Source organism: Streptomonospora litoralis (assembly GCF_004323735.1).
GTDB classification, from domain to species: Bacteria; Actinomycetota; Actinomycetes; order Streptosporangiales; family Streptosporangiaceae; genus Streptomonospora; species Streptomonospora litoralis.
In genome coordinates, this window is record NZ_CP036455.1 from 5,319,482 (window position 1) to 5,344,178 (window position 24,697).

Here is a 24,697-nt window from a genome sequence, read left to right on the forward strand (position 1 = left end):
CCTCTCCTGCCGCGGCGCGGCCGCAAACCGCCGGGCTAGCGGTACTCCGCCAACCGCGGCCGCACGCCCAGCACCACCAGAGCCGCTACTCCCAGGCACGCGCCCAGCAGCGCCGCGTCCCAGCCGCGCAACCCGGCGCCGGCCTCGGCGACGGCGGTGTCGAAGGTGTTCTTGTGCAGCGCGGTCAGCCGGATCAGTGAACGTTCGTAGCGGTCGAACAGGTCCTCGACGGAATCCTCCCCCGACATGTGGGCGTCGACCGCCTCCGCGATGCGGCCGTTTTCGGCCAGCTCGCGCATCCGCCGGTCGGCCTGCAGGTAGGCGCTGTAGTCCCGCAGGGTCTGCCGCTGCACCTCCTCGCGCCCCTCGACCCCGCCGGCGCGGATCTCCTCGCCCAGCAGGCCGAGCATCCGCCCCGGGTAGTCGGTGTGGTCGGGCACCGCCTCGGCGACCTCGGCGGTGTAGGATTCCAGGTCGCCCGGCACGTCGGAGTCCCGGGGGACCAGGAACAGCACCATCTGCGCGTCCTCCAGGAAGGTCTGCTCGTAGGCGCCGGCGCGGCCGGGATCCATCAGCCAACGGCTCTGGTCGGCGTTCATCCCGGTGCTGATGGCCCGGGCGCGCGAGAGCGCCAGCACCGAGTCGAGCCCCTCCTCCTTGGCCGTGCGCAGCAGGGCCGCCTGCTGCTCCAGCATCGCCATGGCGGCGAGGCCGAACACCAGGACGCCGGCGGTGGCGGCGGCGAGCGGCACGTTGTAGCGGCGCCGGAACCGCTTGCGCAGGAACAGCTGCAGCCCGAGCAGCGCCGCGAGCAGGGCGGTGACCGAGCCCGCGACCAGCGCGACGCCCACCGACGCGGCCGAGCTGTTGCGCTGGTACGTGCTGCGCACGGTGGCTCCACTGTCGAGGGTGAGGTTGTAAGCCTTGGGCAGCAGGTCGCGGCGCATCAGCCCGCCGGCGCGCCGGTAGAGCCGGACGACCTCGTCGGACGGCTCGCCCGCGGGGCGGCCCGCCTCGTCGTTGAGCAGTCGCGCCTGGGCCACCAGGTTCTCGTAGCTGTTCATGCCGTCCATGACGGCGCGGACGTTCTGCTCCTCGGCGGGGCCGCCCTCGGCGAGCTGGGCGGCGTGCAGCAGCGCGCGGCCGGCCTCCTTTCGGCTCTGCTCGTAGCGCACCAGCGCGGCCTCGCGGCCGTCGCCCAAGGAGTGCTCGGAGCCCATCAGCAGCACGTTGGCCATCTGGGCGTCCATGTCGCTCAGCGCGAAGTACAGGTCGGCGGTGGCCACCACTTTGGGGCCTTCGCCGCGTCCGATCACCTCCAGACCGTCGCGCGCCCGGGAGATCGCCGACCCCGTGACGCCGAACAGCACGGCGACCAGCACCAGGCACAGCGCGCTGAGCAGCCACACGCCGCCGCGTGTCCCGGGCCAGCCCGCCCATTCGGGCACGCCCATCCGCCGGCGCGCCCGCTCGGCGGCACCGGTGGCCAGCCGGTCGGCGATCTCGGGGGACTCGGTGCTGCGCTTCACCAAGCCGCCTCACCCCCACTGCCGGTGCAGGGTGATGACGGTCCAGGCGCCGACGTAGATCCGGTCGGTCTCATGCAGCGCCACCTCCGTGTTGCGCGGGACCGGGTTCCCGGTCCCGTTCAGCGTCGTGCCGTTCGTGGAACCCTCGTCGACCAGTGCCCACGCGCCACCAGGCCGGGCGAGCAGAGCCGCGTGGGCGTGGGAGACCGCCGGATCCTCCGGCGGACCGGCCAGATCGATCTCCGGGTGGAGGCCGCGGCTCAGGCTGCGCCGCCCGATGCGGACGCGTGCGCGGTTGAGCGGAACGCGGCGCTGCGGAGCGTGGGACGGGAAGACGAGCGCGCCCGGGTCGAGCACGCCGCTGTCGGCCATGGCCTGGTAGTAGGCCGGGTCCGCGGCGACGATCGCCCACCAGGTGGCCTCCGCCGCACCACCGGAGGAGTCCGGCCGACCGGTGCGCGCACCGGGTGCCGCGCTTTCCGCTGCGCCCGGTCCGGCCACCGGGTGGTCGTCGGCGAGCGGCAGCGGCGACGCCTCGGTGCTAGCGGCGGCTGCGAAGTCGTGCCCGCACGCCTCGCAGAAACGGCCCGCGCGCTCGGCCGCGCAGTCGGGGCACCGCTCGTCGGGCACCTCCTCCGACATCCCGGTGCGCAGCCCGATCGGCGGTGTGGGGATGAGCAGCCCGCACACGTCGCAGTAGGCGTCGCCCAACGAGCGGTGGCCGGCGGGACACGTCGGCATGGTCGGCCTCTTCCTCCCCTCACACGGCCCCCGGTTCGCGGTCGCCCCCGCGCGTGGGAACGGTTCTCGTCGAGTGGGTGTCCAGCGTCATCTCGTCGGCCCGGGAGACCGCGGGGCGCAGCCGCACCGTGCCCGTGGCCGCGTCGACGACCTCGACGACCCGGTCCAGCAGAGCCGCGGTGGCGTCGTTGCCCGAGGCGTGCGCCAGGGCCACCGCGTGCCCCAGCCGTTCGGTGGCCGAATCGTTTTCGCCTTGCCGACGCGCGTGCAGCCCCTCCTGCACGGCGCGGGCCAGCTCGGTCCGCCCGGTGTAGTGGGCGACGACCGGGTCGGTCCGCGCGGCCCGGTCGTAGTCGGCGGTCCACGCGGCCAGCACGTCGCCGCAGACGGTATGGGAGGCGTCGGTGCCCGCGGGGACCGGGCGCACCCGCCCGGCCCGCATCCGCCGGCCGGTGGCGCCGGTCGGCACCCGCAGGTGGAGGTGGTAGGCGCGGGTCTCGGCACCCCAGGACCCGGTCGGGTAGTCGCCGCTGAGCCGCCCCGAAGCGGTGCGCCGTGCGGTGAGGTCGTGCACGCTGGGGGCGACCTGGACCAGAGCGGCGACCGAGGCGCCGCGCGGCGTCCACAGGCGCAGCGCCACGTCGGCGACGGCCTTGTCCATGGCGGCGCGTGCCATGGCGCGGAAGTCCTCGGCCAGGCGCTCCGGATCGGTGATGATCCCGACGCCGCCGAGCAGGGCTTCGGCGACGCGGCGCAGCTCGCCCACATGCCAGTCGGTGCCAACGCCGCGGCAGTCGCAGACGAACCTGCCGGCGTGCTCGGCCAGGACCGGGTCGAAGGTGTCGGGCCGCTCGTTGTTCCGGCCGTCGGTGAGCAGGATGGCGTGCTTGAGAACGCCCGGCCCCAGCGGCTCGAACAGCGCGCCGGCGGTGCGCAGCCAGGCACCCATGCGCGTGCCGCCCGCGGCGGTGAGGCCGTCCACGGCGGCGTGCGCCTCGGCCCGGGTGCGGGGCGAGGCGGGAGCCAGGCCGGTCGTGGCCGGATAGACCACCCTGGCGGTGTCCCGCCCCGCCACGACGGCGAACTCGACCCCGTTGCGCAGCGCGTCGACAGCGGCGCGGGCGGCCCGCTTGGCCGCGCTCAGCTTCTCGCCGTGCATCGAACCCGACGTGTCGACGACGACCACTTCCGCCGCCGGCGGGACCGGCCCCGAATCGGCGGTCGGATGCGCGGTGACCTGCACGATCGCATGCACCTCGGTCCCGCCGGGAGCGAGCCACGGATTCTGGTCCACGCGCACGGCGAAGTCCGGCGCCCGTCCCGGGGCCCGCGCGTTCATGGCGCCACCCCCTGCGCCGTGCCGCCGGGCACGGTGACCACGACCACGGTCACGTTGTCGTGGCCTCCGCGCTCCAGCGCGAACCGGACGCAGGACCGCGCTGCGGCGAGCGGGTCGGGGCCGCCGCCCCGGACCAGCGCGGCCAACTCGACCGGGTCGGGCACGAGGTTCCACAGCCCGTCGCTGCACAGCACCAGGCTGCCCGCGCCGCCCGGGTCGAAGGTGGCCACCCGCCCGGCGGTGCCGCCGTAGTCGGCGCCCAGCCAGGCGGTCAGCGCATGGGCGCGCGGAGAGCGGGCGGCCTCTTCGGGGCTGAGCAGCGACATCGCGACCATGGCGGCACTCCAGGAGTCGTCGCTGGTGAGCTGCGCGGAGGGTGCTGATCGGGCGCTCGCGGAGACCCAGTAGGCGCGGCTGTCCCCGACCCAGCCCACCCCCAGCGGCCCCCTCGGCGGCACCGCCGCCGCGAGGAAGGTGCACGCCGGGGCCGCGGCCGCCGAGGGGGCGAGCGCCGCGACGTCGTGGTCCGCCCGCCGCACCGCCGCGCCGAGGGCGGCCGCGGTGTCGGCACCGCCCTCCAGCCGCTCGGTGAGCGCGGCGCAGCCGGACTGCGCGGCGGTGCCGGCGGCCGCCTCCGGACGGGGGGAAGTGGACACGCCGTCGCAGACGACGGCGGCGACGGTCGCCGCGGGGCCGGCCGCCGCATCCGCAGCCGCGCCCACCACCCGCACCGCCATCGCGTCCTCGTTGTACTCGTGGCGCAGGCCCCGGTCGCTCACGCCTGCGGCGCGGCCCACTCGGAGTTCGCTGTGATCCGCGGGGGCGCGGCGGCGCATCCCGTCGGCGGGCCCGGTGGCGCCCGCGCCGCCCGCGGGGTGCGCGCCGTGCCCGGTGGAACGCAGGCCGTGGCCGCAGTGCTCGCAGAAGAAGTCCTCCGCGGCTACCGCGTCACCGCACATCGGGCAGGTCAGCACGCTGCGCCTCGCCTCCCCTCTGCCGCGTCGCCGCGGCCGCTGAACGCGCGCGGCCCCGGCGGACGAGCGCGCCGACGCGGCGCCCGCCACCGCCGCGCAGCGGTTCGCCGCCGCACCGCATCCCGTCCCGCTCCCGGTTAGAGGCCATACCCGCGCAAAGCGGTGCCGCTAACGCGGGCGGGGGAACCGGGGCGGGCCGCGCGCTCACAGCAGGGTCCTCGGACGCACCGCGTTGGCGCGGTCGACGAGTTCGCGGCGGCGCGCGCTGTCGGTGGTGATCCGAGCCCGCTCGCGGTAGCTGCGTTCCAGGTTGGTGCGCAGCCCCACCTCGGTCAGCGGCCCGCCGAGCAGCCTCGTGTGCCGGTTCTTCGGGCCGTAACCGGCCAGCACCCAGTCCAGGGCGGTGCGCAGCACGCGCGCGTTGAGCCGGTTGGCGGCTTCGCCGCGCAGTCCGAGCCGGCGCAGACGGGCGACGGCGTCCAGGAACACGGCCTCGGACAGGGTGCCGGGATCGCGGTCGGTCACCAGCACGCTCACCGCCGCCATCTGCGCGGCGATGTAGACGCTGGACAGCTCGGGCACCATGTCCAGCACCCGCACCGCCCCGGCCGGGTCGCCGTGGGCAAGGCGGATCCGGGCCAACCCGAACCCGGCGCTGAGGTAAGAGCGGTCGGTCAGCCACACGGTGCGGTAGAGCCGCTCGGCGTCGGCGAGGCCGCCGGTCAGCTCGCACGCGGCGGCCAGACCCAGCTTGGGCGCCGCCTCGCCGGGCAGGTGGTCGAAAAGCTCCTCGAACCGGTCGCGGGCGTCGGGGCACTCGTGCGCGCCCAGCGCCATCACCGCCCAGTACCAGAACGGCCGCCAGTCGCCGGGGGCCCTGGCGCCGAACTCCTGCAGCTGGTGGGCGGCCTCCTCGCGGCGGCCGACGCCGATCAGGGCGCGCGCCAGCATCAGCCGGGTCTCGGGGGTGGGGCCGGCGTCGCCCTCCAGGGTGGCGACCAGCTCCTCGTCGGGTACGGCGGCGAGCCCGAAGAGCTGGGCCGCCGCCGTATCGCCGGGGTCGACCAGCGGGAACGGCAGCGCGGCGGCCGCTCGGCCGGGGTCGGGCGGACCCAGCAGCCGGTCGGTCTCGTCGATGACCCGGATGAGGTTGCCCGAGGTGAACAGGGGGTGTTCGGAGCCGAACAGGCCGGAGGGTGCCGGGTGGGGGCGGCCGTGCAGGTCGGAGAGGACCTCGCGCAGCACACCGGTGAGCTGCTCGGCCATCTCGGCGGCGTCCTGGAATCGGAGCTGCGGTTCCGGCTGCAGGGCGCGGCGCAGCAGCCGGTCGTAGGAGGGGTGGCGCCGCAGCACCGGCACCTGGTCGGCGTCGGGCAGGTCGTGCTCGTAGGTCCGGGCGAAGTCGAAGCGGAAGCTGAGCACGGCCAGGCAGCGCGCCACCGAGTACAGATCGGAGCTGACCGAGGGGCCGTGGTGGCGCAGCTCGCGCTCGGGGACCCGGTAGCCCGCGGTGGTGTAGACGGGGGCGACCATGTCGTCGATGCGGCGCACCGCGCCCAGGTCGATGAGCTTGATCTGCTCCTCGCTCTGGATGACGTTGTCGGGTTTGAAGTCGCAGTAGAGCAGGCCCTTGCTGTGCAGGTGCCCCAGCGCCCGCAGGGCCTCCAGCCCGAAGGCGATGACCCGGTCGACGGGCAGCCCGTCGGCGCCGGGGTCGCGTTCGCGGTGGTCCACGAGCAGGTCGCGCAGCGACTTGCCGCCCACGTACTCCATGACGATGTGGCCCGCCGGGACCCCGGTGCGCGGATCGGGGTGCTGCACGAAGTTGTAGATCTTGACGACGTTGGGGTGTTCCACCTCGGCCAGCACGCCGCGCTCGGCGGCGGCGGTCTTGTGCGCCTCGGCGTCGCCGACGTTGAGCAGGCCCTTGAGCACCACCCACCGGTCGTTGACGTTGTGGTCGCGGGCGAGGTAGATCCAGCCGAGCCCGCCGTGTGCCAGGCAGCCCAGCACCTCGTACTGGCCGGCGACCAGGTCGCCGGGGGCGAGCTTGGGTGTGAAGGAGAACTCGGTGCGGCAGGAGCGGCAGTAGCCCTCGGTGCGGCCGGGGCGGCCGTCGAAGGAGCGGCCCACGCTGTCGCCGCAGTGGCCGCACACCCGGTTCTTCTCGGCGACGACGGGGTCGCTCAGCACCGCGCTGGCGGGGTCGCGGTAGGGCACCGGCGGCACCTGCACCAGGCCCAGACCGAGCAGGCCCCGCGAGGAGGGGACGCCGGTGCGGCTGGGGGCGGCGCCGGAGGAGCCGCGGCCGGAGTGCGCGCGGGGACCCGACGAGGTGGACAGGCGGGGCGCGCGGAGACTGGGTGAGCGCCCCGAGGACGACGCGGTGCCGTCGAACGCGCTGTCGGCGCCGCTTCGGCCGTCCTCGTCGGAGGACGCGCCGGAGTCCGGCTCGGGAGCCGCGGCACGGCCGCCGCCTCTGGACGGGGCGGGCGAACGCGGCGCGGGAGCGGGGGCGGTGGGCAGGTTCTCCGGGGCGTGCGCGGCCCGCGGCGCGGGGACGATCCCTTCGGATACCACTGGGGCCATGCCGCACTGGTCGCAGTAGCCGTCGTCGATCACGCCGGTGCAGTCGGTGTCGGTGCACTCGGTCATCGGCACTCTCCGGTCGCTGGTCGGCGGAGCGGCCGCACCGGTGCGGGGCCGGGCACGCTCGGCGCCGCCGCGCGCACCGCGTGTCACGGGTGCGACGGAGCCGGTGCCCGGCCGGTGGGCGCAGCGCCCGATCCGGGCGTCCACGGCACCGGCCGCATCGCTGTTCGTCCACGGATTGGCAGGAACGGGCCTTCGCACCGAGTCTTACCCGGTTGCGGACCGACCACAAGGGAACGCGGCTCGGGAGAGCGTCTGCGGCCGGTAACGAGTGGGTCACTCGGCGGTGAGCTGCCCCTGTACCGGGTCCGCTTCCCCGCATGCGGCGATTCAGTCGGACCGAATAGGTCGTGTCGGCGCGGCGCAATCGCATGGCGCAGCATGTGCGGCACGCGTGCCGCGGCGCCGCGCCGACAGCGGACCGCCCGCACACGCGGTTGCGGTCACGTGCTAACCGCCCGACTTCTGTGGAGAAGTGGGAGCGGGGAGGCGGGGGTGGCGGCCACGCGGCACGGTGCGGACCGCTCCGTCCTCTCCGCCGTCGCGCGCCCCTCAGCCGAGCCAGCCGGGGCGGACCATGCCGGTCTCGTAGGCGATGACGACGAGCTGTGCCCGGTCGCGCGCCCCCAGCTTCGTCAGTACCCGGCTCACATGGGTCTTCGCGGTGGCCGGGCTGAGGACCAGGCGGCGGGCCAGCTCCTCGTTGGACAGCCCCTCGGCGACGGCCGCCATGACCTCGCGTTCGCGCTCGGTCAGCGAGTTGAGCCGCGGCGCCGGCGGCGGTTCCTTGATGCGCCCGGCGAACTCACCGATCAGGCGCCGGGTGACCGACGGCGCCAGCAGCGCGTCACCGCGGGCGACCACGCGCACGCCGTGGATCAGCTCGGCCGGTTCGGTGTCCTTGACCAGGAAGCCTCCGGCGCCCGCTTTGAGGGCGCCGTAGACGTACTCGTCCAGGTCGAAGGTGGTCAGAATGACGACCTTGACGTCGCGGAGCCGGTCGTCGGCGGCGATGCGCCGGGTGGCCTCCAGTCCGTCGACGCCGGGCATGCGGATGTCCATGAGCACGACGTCGGGAAGCTCCGCGCGGGCGGCGCGGACCGCCTCGTCGCCGTCGCCGGCCTCGGCGACGACGGAGATGTCCGCTTCGCCGTCGAGCATGGAGCGGAATCCGGCGCGAACCAGCCTCTGATCGTCGGCGAGCACCACTCTGGTCATGCGCGCCCGCTCCTTCCCGGCCGCGGTCCGCGGCCGCACTCGACGCCCCTTTCATATCAGCCCGCGGGCGCCGCGAAGGGCGGAGAAGGAGCCGAGCGGCCGCACCGGCCCCAAAAGACCTGCCGGCACCTCAGCCGGAGGTGGTGGAGGCACCCTCGACCGCGGCCGACGGCAGCGGGAACTCGGCGCGGACGGCGAAGCCCGGACCGTCCTCCCGCGGTCCGGCGGTGCAGGTGCCGCCCGCCGCGGCGGCGCGTTCGCGCATCCCGCGCAGTCCGTTGCCCGCGGTCTGCGAGCCCTCGGGGGCCCCGCTGCCGTCGTCGGCCACGGCCACGCGCAGGCGTCGGCTGTCGTAGCCGACCGCCACCCGCACGCTCGCTGCGCCCGAGTGGCGCAGCGCGTTGGTGAGCGCCTCCTGGACGATGCGGTAGGCGGCCACGTCCACCGTCGCCGGCAGTGCCGCCGGCTCTCCCGCCACCTCCAAGCGGACCGGTAGCCCGGCGGCCGTCGTCTGCTCGACCAGGTCGGCCACCCGCTCCAGCGAGGGGAGGGGCGCGGTGGGCGGCCCGCCCTCGTCGACCTGGCGCAGCACGCCCAGGGTCGACCGGAGTTCGCGCAGCGTCTGGCGGCTGGCCGACTTGATGTGGTCGAGGGCCTCGAACGCGGCCTCGGGATCGTCGCGGCGGTGCGCGGCCGCTCCCGCCTGAACGTTGATCAGCGAGATATTGTGGGCGACCACGTCGTGCAACTCGCGGGCGATGCGCAGCCGCTCCTCGATCGCGCGGCGCCGGCCCTCCTCCTCGCGGGTGCGCTCGGCCTCGGCGGCGCGCCGCTGCACCTCGCGCACATAGGCGCGGTGGCTGCGCGCGATCTCGCCGGCGAGCAGCACCACCAGCGCCGCGGCCAGCACCGATACCGCCCGCCAGAAGCTGAACGCGATCACCTCCCCGACGGCGGAGACGGCCAGCAGCGCCGCGATGGCGAACACGGCGGCCCGGCGGTGGCCCGTGGAGCCCAGCCGCACCACTGCCACGACGAACAGCAACCAGGCCGCCCAGGAGTCGGCGGCGGAGGTCATGTAGTACAGCGGCACCGAGACCCCCACGACCACTGCGGCGGTGCGGGGCAGCCGCGTCAGCACGGCGGCGGCGGCCGTCCCGGCAGACAGCGCGGCGAGCCCGGGTTCGAGCCCGCCCGCGGAGTACGCCGCGACGAACTGGATGCAGGCGAGGAGGACCGCCAGGATCACGTCGGTGACACGCGGCGGGATCCGCAGGCGGCCGACCAGCAGGCTGCCTTCGGGTGCCGAGGGCCCGGGGCGGCCCCCGTCGGACGGCGGCTCGCCCGGGCGCGGGCCGACGTGCTCACGCACCGCGTCCGCCGCGGCGCGCAGACCCCGGCGCCCACGCACCCGACCGCGGCGGATCATCGGCCGCCTCCGCACCGGTCTGCGCGGCAGTCCGCCGCGCGCCGCTCGTCGGCAGGCGCACCATGCCTCATCCCCCCATTCGACCACGCCCGCCCGCGGGCGGGCCGCAGTCACCAGGATGCGCAGCGGCCCCCGGCGAGCGCATCCCCCTTCGGAGGCAACCGGGCCTGCGACCGGCGATGTAGGCGAGAGGGGAGGCCGGGCTTCAGAGAGTGCCGTCGGCGCGCGGCCCCCCTGGGGAGCCTCCGCTGCGCAACGTGCCGCCGGTGCCCTGCCCCAGGCTGCGCATGCGCAGACTCAGCCCGATCAGGGCCGCGCCGAAGAACAGGGCGTAGATGCCGATGACGAAGGCGACGGGGATCACCGCGATCCAGATCAGGACGCCGATGGCCACCGAGAGGGCGCCGGCGAAGATGTAGAGCCACTCGCCGCTGAGCTCCCTGCGCAGGCGGTAGGCGGTGATGATCTCGAAGACGCCGGTGACGACCGCCCACAGACCCAGCAGAACCGTCAGCACCGCGACACCGGCCGTGGGCCAGGCCAGCACGACCAGACCGACCACGGCGCCCAGGACCGCCTCCCCGACCAGCGGCGGCCGGTCCTCGTCGCGGGCCCGCAGCGCCGCCCAGCCCGCGAAGACCCCCTCGACCAGGGCGTAGACGCCGAAGACCGTGGCCAGCGCGGCCGCCGTGATCGCCGGCCACAGGACGGCGACGAGCCCGAAGACGATCGCGGCGGCGCCGCGGACGGCGAGGACCCACCAGTGCTCCGCCAAGTAGTCGAGCATGCCTCCCCCGATCGATCGACCACAGGAGGCTCTGCCCGTGCTCTGGCGCGCTGATGGCCGAGGGGTCGAAATTATTACTCCCCGTGGGGCGAGCCGATACCCGCGGGTGGTCCCAATACCGCCCGCGGAAGCACGAAGCCGCGGCAGCGCGATCGGTGCGCCGCCGCGGTGGAGCCGGAAGGGCCCGGTGCGATCCCCGGCCGGTGGGCTCAGCCGGCGTAGGAGCGCTGGGTCGGACCCACGTAGAGCTGGCGGGGCCGCGCGATCCGGGCCGCCGGGTCCAGGCGCTGCTCGCGCCAGTGCGCGATCCAGCCGGGCAGCCGCCCCAGGGCGAAGAGCACGGTGAACATGCTGGTGGGAAAGCCCATCTCGCGGTAGATGACACCGCTGTAGAAGTCGACGTTGGGGTAGAGCTTGCGGTCGGTGAAGTAGGAGTCGGCCAGCGCCCGGCCCTCCAGCCGCAGCGCGAGCTCGAACAGCTCGTCGGGCTGGTCCTGGCGGTCCAGGATCTCGGCGGCCAACTCCTTGATCTCCTTGCTGCGGGGATCGAAGTTCTTGTAGACGCGGTGCCCGAAGCCCATCAGGCGGGTGCCGCTCTCCTTGTCCTTGACCTTGCTCAGGTAGGTGTCGACGTCGCCGCCCGCGTCGCGGATCTCCTCCAGCATCTCCAGCACCGCCTGGTTGGCGCCGCCGTGCAGCGGTCCGAACAGGGCGTTGATGCCGGAGGCGACGCTGCCGTAGAGGCCGGCCTGGGACGAGCCCACCACGCGCACGGTGGCGGTGGAGCAGTTCTGCTCATGGTCGGCGTGCAGGATGAGCAGCAGGTCCATCGCCCGGGCGTAGAGGCGGTCGAGCTCGGCGCTGCCGTTGCGCCCGCCGAAGGTCATACGCAGGAAGTCCTCGACGTAGCCGAGGCTGTGGTCGGGCTCCAGCGGCTCCTCGCCGATGGTGTGGCGGTAGATGCGCGCGGCGACCGTCGGCAGCTGGGCCAGCAGCAGCATCGTGGCGCGGTCGACCTGGGCGGAGTCGCCGGGGTCGGCGGTGTCGGCGTAGAAGGCCGCCATCGTGTTGACGGCCGTCCCCAGCAGCACCATGGGGTGGCCGTCGCGCGGCAGGGCGTCGATCATGGTCCGCATCTCGGCGGGAAGGGCGGCGTTGGCGCGCAGCTGCTCGGAGAAGTCCTTCAGCTCGCCGGGGCCGGGAAGCTCGCCGTGGATGAGCAGATAGGCGACCTCCAGGAAGGAGCTGCGTTCCGCGAGTTCCTGGATGGGATAGCCGCGGTAGCGGAGGATTCCCGCCTCGCCGTCGATGTAGGTGATCCTCGACTGACACGCGGCGGTGTTGGCGAACCCGGGATCGAGAGTGACCATGCCGGCTTGGGCCAGCAGGGTCTTGGCTTCGAAGGCGGTCTCGCCCTCGGTGCCGGTCAGCAGCGGCAGGGTGTGCGCCCCACCTTCGTACCGCAGCTCTACCACGCGCTCTTTGCCGTCTTCGCTCATGCCTGAGCAACCTTTCCAGGCGGGGATGCGGGGGATCAGGGAAAGCCGCCGTCCCGGCTCGACCATGTCTTGAGTTCAGTTCTTATTAAACTCCAGTGAAGCAAAACAGTACAATTGTCGCGCATTAGCGAAGCGGTGACATGGAACACACCATAAAGCGGGCGCCAAGTTTACCCTCAGCTAAAGAAGCGCCATTTTTTGCCCCGCCGGCGAGTGTATCTGTTTACACAGCGGAGAGAGCAGCCGCCCCCGCAAACCCGCGGCGGCCGCGCGACGCGCTCCTCCAGGTCACCGAGGCCCCGCCCGCGGCGCCCGGTCCGGCATGCGGCGGGGCTGCGGGACCGTCTCAGTCCTCGCCCGCTCCCAGCGCCGCGCGGACGCGGGCCAGCACGTCCTCGCCGGAGGCGTCCGCCGGGTAGACGGCGACCAGGACCGAGTCCCGCCCGGCGGCGCCCGCACGCGGCGGGGTGGCGGAGTCGCGCAGCAGCGCCCCCAGCGAGTCGGTCACGAACGCCATCGCCTCGTCGAAGCGCCGCCAGGGCACCGGCTCCTGCGGGGCGTGCAGCCACGACCGCAGCACGTGGTTGTGCGCCGCGATGACGGAGGCGGCGAGCGCTTCGCCCGTCAGCGCGCGCGGACCGGCGGTCTCGCCGCGGCACAGAAAGCGGCTGAACGCGGCCTGATAGCGGGCGGTCATCGCGATCTCACGGTCACGCAGCCGCGGCACCGCTCGCACCAGGCGGAAGCGCGGCAGGGTGATCTCGGGCGAGCGCACGTACTCCTGGAAGACCATGCGCGCCGCCGAGCGCACGGTGGCTACCGGCTCGTCGTCGGGTGCGGCGTCGAGGAACCGCTGGACCGTATCGAACAGATCGTCGTGCTCGGCGAAGAGGACGTCGTCCTTGGACCCGAAGCGCCGGAAGAGGCTGCGCCGGCTGATGCCCGCGGCCGCGGCGATGTCGTCCATGGTGGTGGCCTCGTAGCCGGCCTCGGTGAACAGCCGCACCGCCGCCGCCACCACCGCGCCGCGCGCGGGCGCGCCCGCCCGGCCCGTCTCACCTTCCGTGCGTTCCGCCACCCCTCGGCCCCAATCCGCGTCGGTCGCGCTGTGTGCCCGTCTTCGGCGCTACCGAGTATCGGGGGTGATTCCGTTCTCCGCACACGCCCCGTACTATGACACTAGATGCCACTTGAGGACACGCAGTGCCAATACTGCCGTGCCGCCGCCGCAGCGCCCACGCCGCTGCGCTCGCGACGCGTGGTCGTCGATTCGAAACCGGACCGAGGAAGGGGCGGGGAACCGCGATGAGCGACTTCGACCTGTTCAGCATCACCGAGGAGCACAAGGAGCTGCGCGAGGCGGTGCGCGCCCTCGCCGACGACAAGATCGCGCCGCACGCGGCCGAGGTCGACGAGCGCTCCGAGTTCCCCAAGGCCGCGCACGACGCCTTGGTCGCCACCGACTTCCACGCGCCGCACATCGGCGAGTCCTACGGCGGTGCGGGCGCCGACGCGGTCGCGACCTGCATCGTCATCGAGGAGGTGGCCCGCGCGTGCGCCTCGTCCTCGCTCATCCCCGCGGTGAACAAGCTCGGCACCATGCCGCTGATCCTGGGCGCTTCAGAGGACGTCAAGCAGCGCTACCTGCCCGCTGTCGCCTCCGGCGAGGCGATGTTCTCCTACGGCCTCTCCGAGCGCGAGGCCGGCTCCGACACCGCGAACATGCGCACCCGCGCCGAGGCCGACGGCGACGACTGGATCCTCAACGGGCAGAAGTCCTGGATCACCAACGCCGGTGTCAGCCGGTACTACACGGTCATGGCCGTGACCGACCCCGACGGCAAGCGGGGCGCCAACGTCAGCGCGTTCGTGGTGCACGCCGACGACCCCGGATTCACCCTGGGCGAGCCCGAGCGCAAGCTCGGCATCAAGGGCTCCCCCACCCGCGAGCTGTACTTCGACGACATGCGCATCCCCGGCGACCGGCTGGTCGGCGGCATCGGCGAGGGCCTGAAGATCGCCCTGCGCACGCTCGACCACACGCGCGTCACCATCGGCGCCCAGGCTGTGGGCATCGCCCAGGGCGCGCTCGACCACGCCGTGGCCTACGTCAAGGAGCGCAAGCAGTTCGGCAGCGCCGTCGCCGACTTCCAGGGCATCCGGTTCATGCTCGCCGACATGGCGATGAAGCTGGAGGCTGCCCGCCAGATGGTCTACGTCGCCGCGGCCAAGTCCGAGCGCTTCGACTCCGACCTGCCGTTCTACGGCGCCGCCGCCAAGTGCTACGCCTCCGACGCCGCCATGGAGATCACCACCGACGCGGTCCAACTGCTCGGCGGGTCCGGCTACGTCAAGGACTTCCCGCTGGAGCGGATGATGCGCGACGCGAAGATCACCCAGATCTACGAGGGCACCAACCAGATCCAGCGCCTGGTGATGGCCCGCCAGCTGCTGCAGGGGTAGTCCGCTCCGGACGGGCCCCGTCAGCTGAACGACCAGCCCGACCAGCGGGTGACCTCGATGAGGACGACCGGGCCGGCGGGCGGGGTGTCGCGGTACTGGGAGTAGCGCTCCTGGAGGTGGCGGACGGCGGTGCGGTGCTCGGGGGGTGTTCCCTCCGTATCGGTTCCGGGCTCGACGATGCGGGCGCGGCCGTCGGCCCGGACCCACCAAAGGTGCTCCCAGTCGTCGGAATACTCGTCGGCGAGCAGGCACACCTGCGGGTTGTCGGCGATGTTGGCCAGTCGGCGCAGTGCCGTGGTGCTCTTGGGCTTGTGGTCGATCGCGAAGGCGACGGTATCGGCCGCGTCGCCGGGACCGGTGACCAGGGCGAAGGTCACCGGCACCAGGTGGGGCCGGGCCGAGGGGTCGGCGGTGGCCAGGCGAGCCACCCGCGCGCGGGCGAAGCGGTCCCGGCACTGCTCGGAGTTCCAGCGCATCCTCCGAGCCTGCCACGTCCGGTGCCGGACGTGGCGCACTCCCGCCCGGCGCGCGGCTATTCGGCGGGCTCGAAAGACTGCGTCATCTCTTTCAGGATCGCCTGGTTCGTCGCGAAGTCCGCCTCGGTCGAGACCAGGAACAGCGCGTAGCCCTTCTCCTGGGTGTGGAAGGCGCGGTTGACGGCGTGCATGCGGGTGCCGCCGGAGCCGTCGAAGGTGAACTCCCAGTCGGCGGCGCTGACGTAGTCGTCGGTGTAGGGCTCGCCCAGCGACTCGATGCCCACCAGCTGGTAGCCGGGGAAGTTCTGCGAGATGGACGGCTCCTGGTTCCGCCAGTCGGCTTCGGCGTTGTTCGCGGGATCGTCGGTCTGATCGATCTGCAGGTAGCCGCCCGCGGGGATGTCGAAGAAGACGCTGGTCGCCTCGCGGCGGTCGTAGGACCAGGTCTCCGGGATCTCGACGGAGAACCCGGTCTCGTCCTCGTACTCCTCCATGTCGGGCAACTCGGGCTCGTCGCCGCTGTCGCCGCCGTCGGCCGGGTCGGAGTCGGGCGAGCCGCCGCCTTCGTCCTGCGGGGTCGCCGCGGCCGTCTGCTGGGGCGAGGACGCCGAGGGCCGCAGCCCCGGCGAGGCGCTTGCGCCCGCCGTGCCCGCCTGCTCGCCGTCGACGCCGCTGCGCATCCCCAGCCACAGCACCAGGGTCGCGACGGCGGCCAGCGCCACCAGGCCGCCGAGTACTCCGAGTGCGGCGTTGCGGCGGCGGCCGCCGCGGTCTTCCCCCGCGCCGCCGGAATCCCCCGGGCCGGGCGGGATCGACTCGTCGTGGAAGGGCGGCAGGCCCGAGCCGGAGCCGCCGGCCCCCGCGGGCCCGGCGGCCATCGCCGACTCCCGTTCGGCGTCTCCGCCGCTCCCGGCGTCGGCCCGGTTTCCGGTGTCGCCCGCAGCGGCGCCGTCATCGTCGTCGGCGGTCCCGGCGCCTCCGGAGTCCCCGGCACCGGAGGGCGCCTCAGCCGCCGCGGCATCCACCGGGTTCACCAGGGTCGCCGGCTCCCCGTCCTGCGGTGCGCTTCGGGCGGCTGATGCCGCCGCGGCGCCGCCGGCGGCCGAGGCCGCGGCCGTTCCCGCGCCGCCGGACCGCGGGTGCTCGCGCGTCGCCTCGGTGCGGGAGTCCTGCTCCGTGCCGCCGGCCGCCGCGGCCTCCCGGAGCATGCGGGCCGCTTCGTGCACACCCGGCCGCAGCTCGGCGTCCTTCTGCAGCAGCCGCTCCAGTACCGGGGTGAGCACCCCGGCGGAGGGTCGCGGCACCTCTGCCGTGACGATCGCGGTGAGTGTCGCCATCGGCGTGTCGCGGTGGAACGGCGTGATCCCCTCCACCGCCTGATAAAGGGTCACCCCCAGCGACCAGATGTCGCTGGCGGGGTTCGCCGGCTGACCGTGGGCCTGCTCGGGGGCGAGGTAGCTGGGCGATCCCATGAGCAGGCCGGTGCCCGTCAGGTGGGTGGACCCCTCCAGATGGGCGATACCGAAATCGGTCAGCACCGCGCGGTCGCCGCGGGCGACGAGCACGTTTCCGGGTTTGATGTCGCGGTGCATGATGCCGCGCTCGTGGGCCACCGCCAGCGCCGCGGCCACCTGCTCGCCGATGCGGGCCACGCGTTCAGGGGCGAGAACGCCGTCGCGCTTGATGATGTCGCCGAGCGACGGCCCCCGCACCAGCTCCATGACGATCCACGGCCGCTCGTCGGTCTCGACCACGTCGAAGACGGTGACGATCGAGGGGTGGCTGAGCTGCGCGGCGTTGCGCGCCTCGCGCAGCATCCGGATCCGCATGACCTCGACCTCGTCCGAGGGGAGCTGCGGCGGGATGATCAGCTCCTTGATCGCGACCGGCCGGTCCAGCAGCTCGTCGACGCCTTCCCAGACACGCCCCATGCCGCCCTCGCCGAGCAGCTCCGTAAGCCGGTAGCGATCGGAGAGCAGGCGGTCGGGCTCACTGTTCTCGTTCGTCATGGATCGCGGTTCCTCGCTTCGGGGATGGCTTCACGCGCGCGGCGCGCGAGGAGCGGGGTCGGCGTCAAGGCGAGTGTAAGAGCAGTCGATACACCCATAATTCGGACCTGCACCCCTTGCCGGACGGGACCCTCCGCAATTTTTCTCCGCCGGCGGGCGGAACACCCCCGAACAGGACGCGTGAGCTGGGACGGCGCCGTCCTGCGGGTCGACGGCCGGATGCGGCCGCCCCGCAGCGGCGGAACCGAGAGATGATCTTTACGCGCGGCACAGCCGAGGCGGCTATGGTTGACGTGTGATATGCCCTAAGTGCCAAGGCCACATGCAGACGTTCGACCGTATGGGGATCCACCTTGAGCAGTGCCAGAACTGCCGGGGAATCTTCCTTGACCGGGGCGAGCTGGAGCAGATCGTCTCCGCCGAGCAGCGCCACTACAGCGCGGCGCCCGGCCACGCGCCCGGACCCCCGCCCGGCCGGCCCGCTCCCTACCGCGACTCCCCCGCCCCCTACCACGGCGGTGGAGGCCACGGTGGCGGGCACCACGGCGGCTACCGCGACTCCCCTCGGCCCTATGGCTACTCCGACTCGCCGCGCCCCTACGGACAGCGCCGCAAGAAGAGCTTCCTGGAGAACCTCTTCGACTAGCGCCGCCGTCTCCACAGAGGGCGCCGCCGCGTGCGCCGCCGGACGCGGGGGGCCGGTGTGAACCCGCTCATCTGTCCGCGCTGCGGTGAGTACACCGACCACCCCCGCGTCGACACGTCCGGTGCGGCGGGCGCGGTGCTGTGCTGTGCCCGATGCGGCCACCGCGAGCCGTTCCGGCGGCTACCGCTGTTCTGCGTGACCGGCCCCAGCGGCACGGGCAAGTCCACGGTCGCGCGGCGGCTGCTGGATCGGCTCGCGGCGGACTACGTCGTGCTGGAGCAGGATCTGCTGTGGACGGGCGGACTGCGCGACTCCGGCACCGAGCATCCGCTGTTCCGCTCCACGTGGCTGCGCACGGCCGCGATGATCCAGCAGAACGGCCGGCCCGTGGTGCTGTGCGGCACGGTGGTCCCGCCGGAGTTCGAGGACCTGCCCGAGCGGGCGCTGTTCTCCCGGATCAGCTACCTCGCGCTGATGTGCGAGCCCGACGCGCTGGCGGCGCGGCTCCGTGCCCGTCCGGCCTGGCGGCAGTGGGACGAGCCCCGCATCGCCGAGATGCTGGACTACACCCGGTGGATCCAGGAGACGGCCCACGAGATGGACCCGCCCGTGACCCTGCTGGACACCACCGACGAGTCGGCCGAGGCGACCGCCGAACGGGTGGCCCGGTGGGTGCTCGGCGCGTCGGCGGAGGACTCCGGGGCGAACGGCGGGGTCGCCGGAAACGCCGCCGGGCGGCGCTGAGGCCGCGTCGGCGTCTGCCGGCGGCCCCGCTTGCGCACGCCGCCTTCGCGGCACAGGTGTCGCGGAGGTGCGGGCGGGCCGACGCTGCCGGGCCCGCCCGCGGGCATCCGCCTCAGCCGGCCGCCGGCGCCGCGGCCCGCTCCTTGCTGTCCAGCCGGACGGGAAGCGCCGTCACACCGCCGGAGACGATCGAGGGCAGGTCCTCCAGCTCGTCGGAGGCGAGTTCGAGGCCGGGGAAGCGCTCGAAGAGCATGGGCAGGACGATGCCCAGCTCCAGCCGCGCCAGGTTGGCGCCCAGGCAGTAGTGCGGCCCGTGGGAGAAGGCCAGGTGCCCCTTGTCCTCGCGGGTGATGTCGAAGGCGTGCGCCGTGCCGCCGTACCGTTCGGGGTCGCGCCCGGCCGAGCCGTAACCGACCAGGATGGCCTCGCCCGCGCCGATGCGGGTGCCCTGGATCTCCAAGTCCTCGGCGGCGTAGCGCAGCGGGATGTTCTGGATGGAGGTGTCCCAGCGCAGGGTCTCCTCGATCACGTCCTCCCAGGAGCATGCCCCGCCGCGCACCAGCCGCAACTGGTCGGGGTGGGCCAGCAGCGCCCGCACCGCGTTGACGATGAGGTTCATAGTCGTCTCGAAGCCGGCGCCGATGATCAGGATCAGCGTCCACACCAGTTCGGACTCGCTGAGCCGGTCCTCGTCCTCCGAGCGGGCCTCGATCAGCGCGGTGGTCAGGTCGTCACCGGGCTCGGCACGCTTGGCCTCCACCAGTCCGGCCAGATACGCCTGCACCTCCAGATGCGTGCGGCCCGCGACCTCGGGCGAGATCGTCTGGTCCAGGATCAGCCCGATGAGCCGCGCCAGCTCGTCGCGGTCCGCACGCTTGTGCACCCCGAACAGGTCGGCGGTGACGGTCATCGGCACCGGGCGGGCCAGCGCCTCCTTCAGATCGACCTCACCGCCCGAGGCGGCCATCGCGTCGAGCAGTGAGCCGACCAGGTCGCCCACCCGCTCGCGCAGCTGCTCCACCCGGCGCGGGGTGAACGCCTTGGAGACCAGCTTGCGCAGCCGGGTGTGGTCGGCGTCGTCACGGGCGAGCATGTTCTCGTTGGCCACCCAGGAGATCAGCTGCCAGTCCGGCGGGATCTCACCTGCACGCCAGGCGCGCCAGTGCTTCGGGTTCTTCTTCACCGAGGGGTGGGCCAGCACTTCGACGACGGCGGAGTGGCGTGTCACCGCCCACGCCGGAACATCGCCAGGAAGGCGGACAGGGACGATCGGACCGATCTCGCGGAGTCGTCGGGCCTGCTCGTGGAGGTTTCCGGCGGTGAGGGGGGCTGCTTCCATGGTGTCTCTTCCTGCGAGGGGGCTTGGGGAGTGAAGGAGACCGGAAGTGTGGTGAGGGACCGCGAGAACGGTGAGGTACGCCACTCCAGCTCATCGGGGTCCACGGCCAGACGCAGCGCGGGCAGTCGGTGCAGCAGCGTCTTGATCCCGGTGGTCGCGATCATCAGGGCGAAGTCCTGGGCGGGGCAGCGGTGCGGGCCGACCCCGAACGCGAGGTGGGCGCGGTTGGCGGCGCCGTCCGCGCTCTGGGCGTTTTCCTGGGCGACGGCGTGGTTGGCGGCCGCGAACCCGAGCAGGACGGGCGAGCCCTCCGGCACCACGCCGCCGTTGCGCAGCGGGACGTCGGCGGTGGGATACATGACGGGGTAGCCGATCAGCGGCGGGTCGCGCCAGAGCACGTGGTCGACGGCGTCGGCGATGGCGATGCGCGCACCGGCGATCTCGTCGCTGAAGGAGGAGTCGGTCAGCACCAGCCGCATGGCGTTGCCGATGAGGTTGGCGGTGGGCTCGTTGCCGGCTCCCACGATCAGCACGAGATGCTGGAGGACCTCCTCGTCGCTCAGGCCCGCCCGGTGCTCCATCAGCCAGGTCGTCACGTCGGCGCCGGGCTCCTTGCGCTTGCGGGCGATGACCGCGGAGACCACGCGCTCCAGTTCGGCGTTGGCGCGCTCGGAGTCGACGGCGTCCATCATGTCGGCGAGTGCGGTCATGAACCGGCGGCCGCTCTCCTCGTCGAAGCCGAACATGCGGTTCATCACCAGCAGCGGCAGCAGACGGGCGTACTCGTCGAGGATGTCGGCCTCGCCGCGCTCGCAGAAGGCGTCGATCAGCGACTCCGCGACGGCGGCGGTGTAGGAGCCGATATCAGCGGCGTCGAGCCGCCCGAGGCTGTCGGTCACGGCGCGGCGCAGGCGCTGGTGCTCGGCTCCGTCGGCGTAGAGGACGTTGGGACGGTACTCCATCATGCCCAGCACACCGGCCTGCTCGGGGACGAGCCCTTCGCGCCAGTCGCGCCAGCGCCGGGAGTCGCGGCTGAAGGTGCCGGTATCGCGGCACCAGGCGATGATCGTGGTGTAGTCGACGGCCATCCAGCCGCGGACGCCCGGCTCCAGCATGGCGGGGATCACCGGGCCGTGCGCCTCGCGCATGCGCTGGTAGACACGGTGCGGATCCCGGTGGAACTCGGGCGTGTAGAGCTCGGCGTACGGGCATCCGTCAGTCACTCGGTCCGTCCTCGGGCTTGCAGGCGTGACGCGCTGAGCGGCGGTGGGGGCGCGTGCCGCATCGACGCGCCGAAACCCTCCCTGTCGAGGGGCTCCGGCGATGCACCCTAGCGCCATCGGCGGTGCAGGGGAAGGCGGAGCGCGACCGATCAGCGACGCGCTGTCCAAAATGCCGCGGTTCAGGAGGGGCGGGCGGCCCGAAGGACGTGCGGGCTTTCGGCCGCCGGCAGTCGCCGGGGCGGCGCCCGCCACGCGGCAACGGACGCCGCCCCGAAGCCCTCCGCATCGGCCGGAATGCGCACTCCGGAGTTCAGTGCACCCGCGCGGCCGACTCCCGCGCCTCGCCTGCGGCATCAGAGCGCCGCGCTCCGGCGGGCCGCTCGGCAGTCCCGGAGCCGTCCGCCCACGGGCGGAACGCGCGCAGCCGCAGGCTGTTGCTCACCACGAAGACGCTGGAGAGCGCCATCGCCGCACCGGCGATCATCGGATTGAGCAGACCGGCCGCCGCCAGCGGCAGCGCGAGCACGTTGTAGCCGAACGCCCAGAACAGGTTGCCGCGGATGGTGCGCAGGGTGCGGCGGGACAGCCGGATGGCGTCGGCGGCCACCCGCAGGTCGCCGCGGACCAACGTGAGGTCGCCCGCCTCGATCGCCACGTCGGTACCGGTGCCCATGGACAGCCCCAGGTCGGCCTGCGCCAGCGCGGCGGCGTCGTTCACCCCGTCGCCGACCATGGCGACCGTGCGGCCCCGGCTCTGCAGCCGGCGCACCACGGCGGCCTTCTCCTCCGGCAGCACCTCGGCGACGACCTCGTCGATACCGACCTCGGCCGCCACCGCATGCGCGACCTCCGCGGTGTCGCCGGTGAGCAGCACCGGGTGCAGGCCCAGCTCGCGCAGCCGGGAGACGGCCTGCGCACTGGTGGGCTTGAGGGTGTCGGAGACGGACAGCACCGCACGGGCCGCGCCGTCCCAGCCCACCGCTACCGCCGTGCGGCCCAGCTCGCGTTCGCGCTCGGCGGCGCGCTCCAGCTCCCGGGGCAGCGGCATGCCCCGCTCCGCCAGCAGCGACGCCCGCCCCACCAGCACGCGGCGGCCGTCCACGGTCCCCTCGGCGCCGCGGCCGCCGATGCCCGCGAAGTCCTCGACCGCGGGCAGCTCGCCCGCCCGCTGCACGGCACCCGCGGCGACGGCCCGGCCGATCGGGTGCTCGGAGGCGTCCTCGACCGCCCCCGCCAACCGCAGCGCCTCGGCCGCGTCCTCGCCCGCAGCGGTGTCCGCCTCGGCCAGCGCCATCCGCCCGGTGGTCACGGTGCCGGTCTTGTCCAGCACGACCGTGTCGATCCGGCGGGTGTTCTCCAGCACCTCGGGGCCCTTGATCAGGATTCCCAGCTGGGCCCCGCGCCCGGTGCCCACCAGCAGCGCGGTGGGCGTGGCCAGGCCCAGTGCGCACGGGCAGGCGATGATCAGCACGGCGACGGCGGCGGTGAACGCCGTGGCCACGCCGCCGGTGACCAGCCAGAAGACCAGGGTCGCAGCCGCCAGCAGGATGACGACGGGCACGAAGACGCCGGAGACACGGTCCGCCAGGCGCTGCACCTCGGCCTTGCCGCTCTGCGCCTCCTCGACCAGCCGGGCCATCTGCGCGAGCTGGGTGTCGGAGCCCACGCGCGTGGCGCGCACGAGCAGCCGCCCGCCCGCGTTGACGGTCGCCCCGGCGACCTCGGTGCCCGGAGCCACCTCCTGGGGAACCGACTCGCCGGTGAGCATGCTGCGGTCCACCGCGGAGGTGCCCTCCTCCACGCGGCCGTCGGCGGCGATCTTCTCGCCCGGCCGGACCACGAAGAGGTCGCCCTCGGCGAGGCTGTCCACCGGCACGCGCTCCTCGCGCCCGCCGCGCACCACGGCGACGTCCTTGGCACCGAGTTCGAGCAGGGCACGCAGCGCGTCGCCGGCGCGGCGCTTGGAGCGGGCCTCGAAGTAGCGGCCCAGCAGGATGAAGGAGGTGACGCCGGCGGCGACCTCCAGATAGATGTCGCCCGCGCCGCCGCCGCGCTCGACGGTGAACGAGAACGGGTGCACCATGCCCGGCTCGCCTGCCGTGCCGAGGAACAGCGCGTACAGCGACCAGCCGAAGGCCGCCAGGGTGCCCAGCGAGACCAGGGTGTCCATGGTGGCCTGGCCGAATCGCAGGTTCTTGGCCGCCGCCCGGTGGAACGGCAGCGCGCCCCAGACCACGACCGGCGCCGCCAGCGCCAGCGAGGCCCACTGCCAGTAGGTGAACTGCAGGAACGGGATCATGGCCAGGGCGATCACCGGGACCGACAGCGCCAGGCTGACGACGGTCCGGGTGCGCAGCTCCCGCAGCGGATCGGGCTCGCCGGCGGTGCCATCGGCGGAGCCGCCGCGCGCGGCGGGCGGTTCGGGCAGCGCGGCGGTGTAGCCCGCTTTCTCCACCTGTGCGACGAGGTCGTCGGTGGTGACCCCCTCGGCGTAGGTGACGCTCGCCTTCTCGGTGGCGTAGTTCACCTCGGCGGTGACGCCCTCCAGCTTGTTCAGCCGCTTCTGCACCCGGTTCGCGCACGAGGCACAGGTCATCCCGCCGATGGCCAACTCGATCCGCTCACCGGCCTGGCGCAGGCCCTGTTCCGGGCCCGTGGTGCCGCTACTCATCGCGAAACGCCCTCCTCCATGTCCGATAGTGCGAACCGGCGCAACCGACCGTGCCGCTGGCAGGCGCTCGACCAGCCTATGCGCGATACCAGCCCGGGGTATACGACATCGTTCACACGGATACTGTACCCCCCTAGGGTATATGTCAGGCAAGGGGAAGCCCCGAAAGGCGCGGCGTGCGGCTGGTGAGGGGCGGAGCGATCCGCTGCGCGGTCCTGCCGGCCTACCGGGGGCGGCGGGCGGCGGGCTGCCTCGGGAGAAGCGGAGGCGAGGAGGCTGCGGGACTGGGCCCGCGCCATCTGTGGCACCCGCCCGCCGGACTCAGTCGGCCTTGAGCGTCAGCCGGGCGATGGGACGGCCGCTGTCGGGGTGCGTGGTGCAGGCGAAGCCCGCCTTCCGGAACATGCGCACGGTGCCGGTGTAGACCTCGGCGCTGGGGGCGCGGCCGCCGGCGGTGTCGACCGGGTACGCCTCCAGCACCCGCCCGCCGTTGGCGCGGGCGTGCTCGATCGCCCCGTCCAGCAACTGCGACCCCATCCCCTTGCGGCGGCGGCGCGGGGGCAGCCAGAAGCACACCAGCGACCAGACGTCGGGCTCGGCGGGGTCGGTCGGCCGCAGCGAACGCGAGCGGGACAGGCGGATGAAGTCCTCCCGCGGCGCCACGGACACCCAGCCGCACGGCTCGTTTCCCTCGTAGGCGATGAGCCCGGGGACCTTGCCGCCGAGGGTCACCCGACGCAGCTCCTCGCGGTTGCTGTCGCCGCGCTCGTCGGGTGAGCACGACACGCTTGCGGTGAAGTCCTTGGCGCGGCGGCGGAAGTAGACGCACCAGCAGTGGCCGTAGGCCCCGGTCGGGCCGAACAGCCGTTCCAGGTCTGCCCACCGTTCCGGGGTGGCGGGCTCGATCGCGACGATGGTCATCTGGCCCCCTCGAACACGGGCGGTTGTGACCTAGAAC

At 73.5% G+C, this 24,697-nt stretch carries 19 protein-coding genes; 3 read left to right on the forward strand and 16 right to left on the reverse strand.

Annotated elements, in window-relative coordinates; translation table 11 throughout:
* Nucleotides 1-35: 35 nt before the first annotated feature.
* The 10 genes from EKD16_RS22670 to EKD16_RS22715 form a co-directional block, all read right to left on the reverse strand.
* Nucleotides 36-1,529, reverse strand: a complete 1,494-nt coding sequence (locus EKD16_RS22670; protein ID WP_131101230.1) for a hypothetical protein — start codon at nt 1,527-1,529, stop codon at nt 36-38.
* 9 nt (nt 1,530-1,538) lie between these two features.
* Entirely contained in the window at nt 1,539-2,270 is a 732-nt protein-coding gene (locus tag EKD16_RS22675; protein WP_131101232.1) for an FHA domain-containing protein, read from the reverse strand.
* Nucleotides 2,271-2,289: 19 nt separating this feature from the next.
* Nucleotides 2,290-3,609: a vWA domain-containing protein gene (locus tag EKD16_RS22680; protein ID WP_131101234.1), complete on the reverse strand. Its 1,320-nt coding sequence runs from the start codon at nt 3,607-3,609 to the stop codon at nt 2,290-2,292.
* Nucleotides 3,606-4,583: a PP2C family protein-serine/threonine phosphatase gene (locus EKD16_RS22685; protein WP_165498640.1), complete on the reverse strand. Its 978-nt coding sequence runs from the start codon at nt 4,581-4,583 to the stop codon at nt 3,606-3,608. The genes EKD16_RS22680 and EKD16_RS22685 overlap by 4 nt, the downstream gene beginning before the upstream one ends.
* 204 nt (nt 4,584-4,787) lie before the next feature.
* The gene (locus tag EKD16_RS22690) at nt 4,788-7,238 is read right to left on the reverse strand and encodes a serine/threonine-protein kinase (protein WP_131101236.1); all 2,451 of its coding nucleotides are present in this window, start codon (nt 7,236-7,238) and stop codon (nt 4,788-4,790) included.
* Between the two features lie 549 nt (nt 7,239-7,787).
* Complete coding sequence (locus EKD16_RS22695) at nt 7,788-8,453, reverse strand: response regulator transcription factor (protein WP_131101238.1); 666 nt, start codon at nt 8,451-8,453, stop codon at nt 7,788-7,790.
* Nucleotides 8,454-8,583: 130 nt separating this feature from the next.
* Nucleotides 8,584-9,882: a sensor histidine kinase gene (locus EKD16_RS22700; RefSeq protein ID WP_131101240.1), complete on the reverse strand. Its 1,299-nt coding sequence runs from the start codon at nt 9,880-9,882 to the stop codon at nt 8,584-8,586.
* A 205-nt stretch (nt 9,883-10,087) separates the two neighbouring features.
* On the reverse strand, nt 10,088-10,669 hold the full coding sequence (locus EKD16_RS22705) for an HdeD family acid-resistance protein (protein WP_131101242.1): 582 nt from the start codon (nt 10,667-10,669) through the stop codon (nt 10,088-10,090).
* A 209-nt stretch (nt 10,670-10,878) separates the two neighbouring features.
* A complete protein-coding gene (locus tag EKD16_RS22710) occupies nt 10,879-12,168 on the reverse strand; it encodes a citrate synthase (RefSeq protein ID WP_131101244.1) in 1,290 nt (429 codons plus the stop codon).
* Nucleotides 12,169-12,514: 346 nt separating this feature from the next.
* Nucleotides 12,515-13,246: a TetR/AcrR family transcriptional regulator gene (locus EKD16_RS22715; RefSeq protein ID WP_131101246.1), complete on the reverse strand. Its 732-nt coding sequence runs from the start codon at nt 13,244-13,246 to the stop codon at nt 12,515-12,517.
* A 227-nt stretch (nt 13,247-13,473) separates the two neighbouring features.
* On the opposite strand from EKD16_RS22715, the gene EKD16_RS22720 reads away from it, so the two are divergent.
* Nucleotides 13,474-14,631, forward strand: coding sequence for an acyl-CoA dehydrogenase family protein (locus EKD16_RS22720; RefSeq protein ID WP_131101247.1), 1,158 nt, complete (start codon nt 13,474-13,476; stop codon nt 14,629-14,631).
* 20 nt (nt 14,632-14,651) lie between these two features.
* Here the strand turns inward: EKD16_RS22720 and EKD16_RS22725 are convergent, their stop codons facing one another.
* Complete coding sequence (locus EKD16_RS22725) at nt 14,652-15,107, reverse strand: TIGR03668 family PPOX class F420-dependent oxidoreductase (protein ID WP_131101250.1); 456 nt, start codon at nt 15,105-15,107, stop codon at nt 14,652-14,654.
* 56 nt (nt 15,108-15,163) lie between these two features.
* Entirely contained in the window at nt 15,164-17,116 is a 1,953-nt protein-coding gene (locus EKD16_RS22730; protein WP_131101251.1) for a serine/threonine-protein kinase, read from the reverse strand.
* A 295-nt stretch (nt 17,117-17,411) separates the two neighbouring features.
* On the opposite strand from EKD16_RS22730, the gene EKD16_RS22735 reads away from it, so the two are divergent.
* Both EKD16_RS22735 and EKD16_RS22740 read left to right on the forward strand, forming a co-directional pair.
* Nucleotides 17,412-17,762 carry a TFIIB-type zinc ribbon-containing protein gene (locus EKD16_RS22735; RefSeq protein ID WP_131101253.1) on the forward strand — a complete coding sequence of 117 codons (351 nt, stop codon included), beginning with the start codon at nt 17,412-17,414 and terminating at the stop codon, nt 17,760-17,762.
* A 57-nt stretch (nt 17,763-17,819) separates the two neighbouring features.
* Nucleotides 17,820-18,506 carry an AAA family ATPase gene (locus EKD16_RS22740; RefSeq protein WP_131101255.1) on the forward strand — a complete coding sequence of 229 codons (687 nt, stop codon included), beginning with the start codon at nt 17,820-17,822 and terminating at the stop codon, nt 18,504-18,506.
* A 112-nt stretch (nt 18,507-18,618) separates the two neighbouring features.
* On the opposite strand, the gene EKD16_RS22745 is transcribed toward EKD16_RS22740, so the two are convergent.
* From EKD16_RS22745 to EKD16_RS22760, 4 genes are all read right to left on the reverse strand, one after another.
* Complete coding sequence (locus tag EKD16_RS22745) at nt 18,619-19,734, reverse strand: cytochrome P450 family protein (protein WP_131102879.1); 1,116 nt, start codon at nt 19,732-19,734, stop codon at nt 18,619-18,621.
* Nucleotides 19,731-21,068, reverse strand: a complete 1,338-nt coding sequence (locus EKD16_RS22750) for a cytochrome P450 family protein (RefSeq protein WP_131101257.1) — start codon at nt 21,066-21,068, stop codon at nt 19,731-19,733. Before EKD16_RS22750 ends, EKD16_RS22745 begins: the two co-directional genes overlap by 4 nt.
* A 310-nt stretch (nt 21,069-21,378) precedes the next feature.
* Nucleotides 21,379-23,739 (reverse strand): heavy metal translocating P-type ATPase, encoded by a 2,361-nt coding sequence (locus EKD16_RS22755; protein WP_131101259.1) that lies wholly within the window; start codon nt 23,737-23,739, stop codon nt 21,379-21,381.
* 321 nt (nt 23,740-24,060) lie between these two features.
* Complete coding sequence (locus EKD16_RS22760; RefSeq protein WP_131101261.1) at nt 24,061-24,660, reverse strand: GNAT family N-acetyltransferase; 600 nt, start codon at nt 24,658-24,660, stop codon at nt 24,061-24,063.
* Nucleotides 24,661-24,697 lie beyond the last annotated feature (37 nt).

Coding starts and splice junctions, on each gene's coding strand:
- EKD16_RS22730 (WP_131101251.1), bottom strand. CDS start 17,116: ATGACGAACGAGAACAGTGAGCCCGACCGCCTGCTCTCCGATCGCTAC.
- EKD16_RS22760 (WP_131101261.1), bottom strand. CDS start 24,660: ATGACCATCGTCGCGATCGAGCCCGCCACCCCGGAACGGTGGGCAGAC.
- EKD16_RS22705 (WP_131101242.1), bottom strand. CDS start 10,669: ATGCTCGACTACTTGGCGGAGCACTGGTGGGTCCTCGCCGTCCGCGGC.
- EKD16_RS22710 (WP_131101244.1), bottom strand. CDS start 12,168: ATGAGCGAAGACGGCAAAGAGCGCGTGGTAGAGCTGCGGTACGAAGGT.
- EKD16_RS22700 (WP_131101240.1), bottom strand. CDS start 9,882: ATGATCCGCCGCGGTCGGGTGCGTGGGCGCCGGGGTCTGCGCGCCGCG.
- EKD16_RS22675 (WP_131101232.1), bottom strand. CDS start 2,270: ATGCCGACGTGTCCCGCCGGCCACCGCTCGTTGGGCGACGCCTACTGC.
- EKD16_RS22720 (WP_131101247.1), top strand. CDS start 13,474: ATGAGCGACTTCGACCTGTTCAGCATCACCGAGGAGCACAAGGAGCTG.
- EKD16_RS22725 (WP_131101250.1), bottom strand. CDS start 15,107: ATGCGCTGGAACTCCGAGCAGTGCCGGGACCGCTTCGCCCGCGCGCGG.
- EKD16_RS22695 (WP_131101238.1), bottom strand. CDS start 8,453: ATGACCAGAGTGGTGCTCGCCGACGATCAGAGGCTGGTTCGCGCCGGA.
- EKD16_RS22680 (WP_131101234.1), bottom strand. CDS start 3,609: ATGAACGCGCGGGCCCCGGGACGGGCGCCGGACTTCGCCGTGCGCGTG.
- EKD16_RS22690 (WP_131101236.1), bottom strand. CDS start 7,238: ATGACCGAGTGCACCGACACCGACTGCACCGGCGTGATCGACGACGGC.
- EKD16_RS22755 (WP_131101259.1), bottom strand. CDS start 23,739: ATGAGTAGCGGCACCACGGGCCCGGAACAGGGCCTGCGCCAGGCCGGT.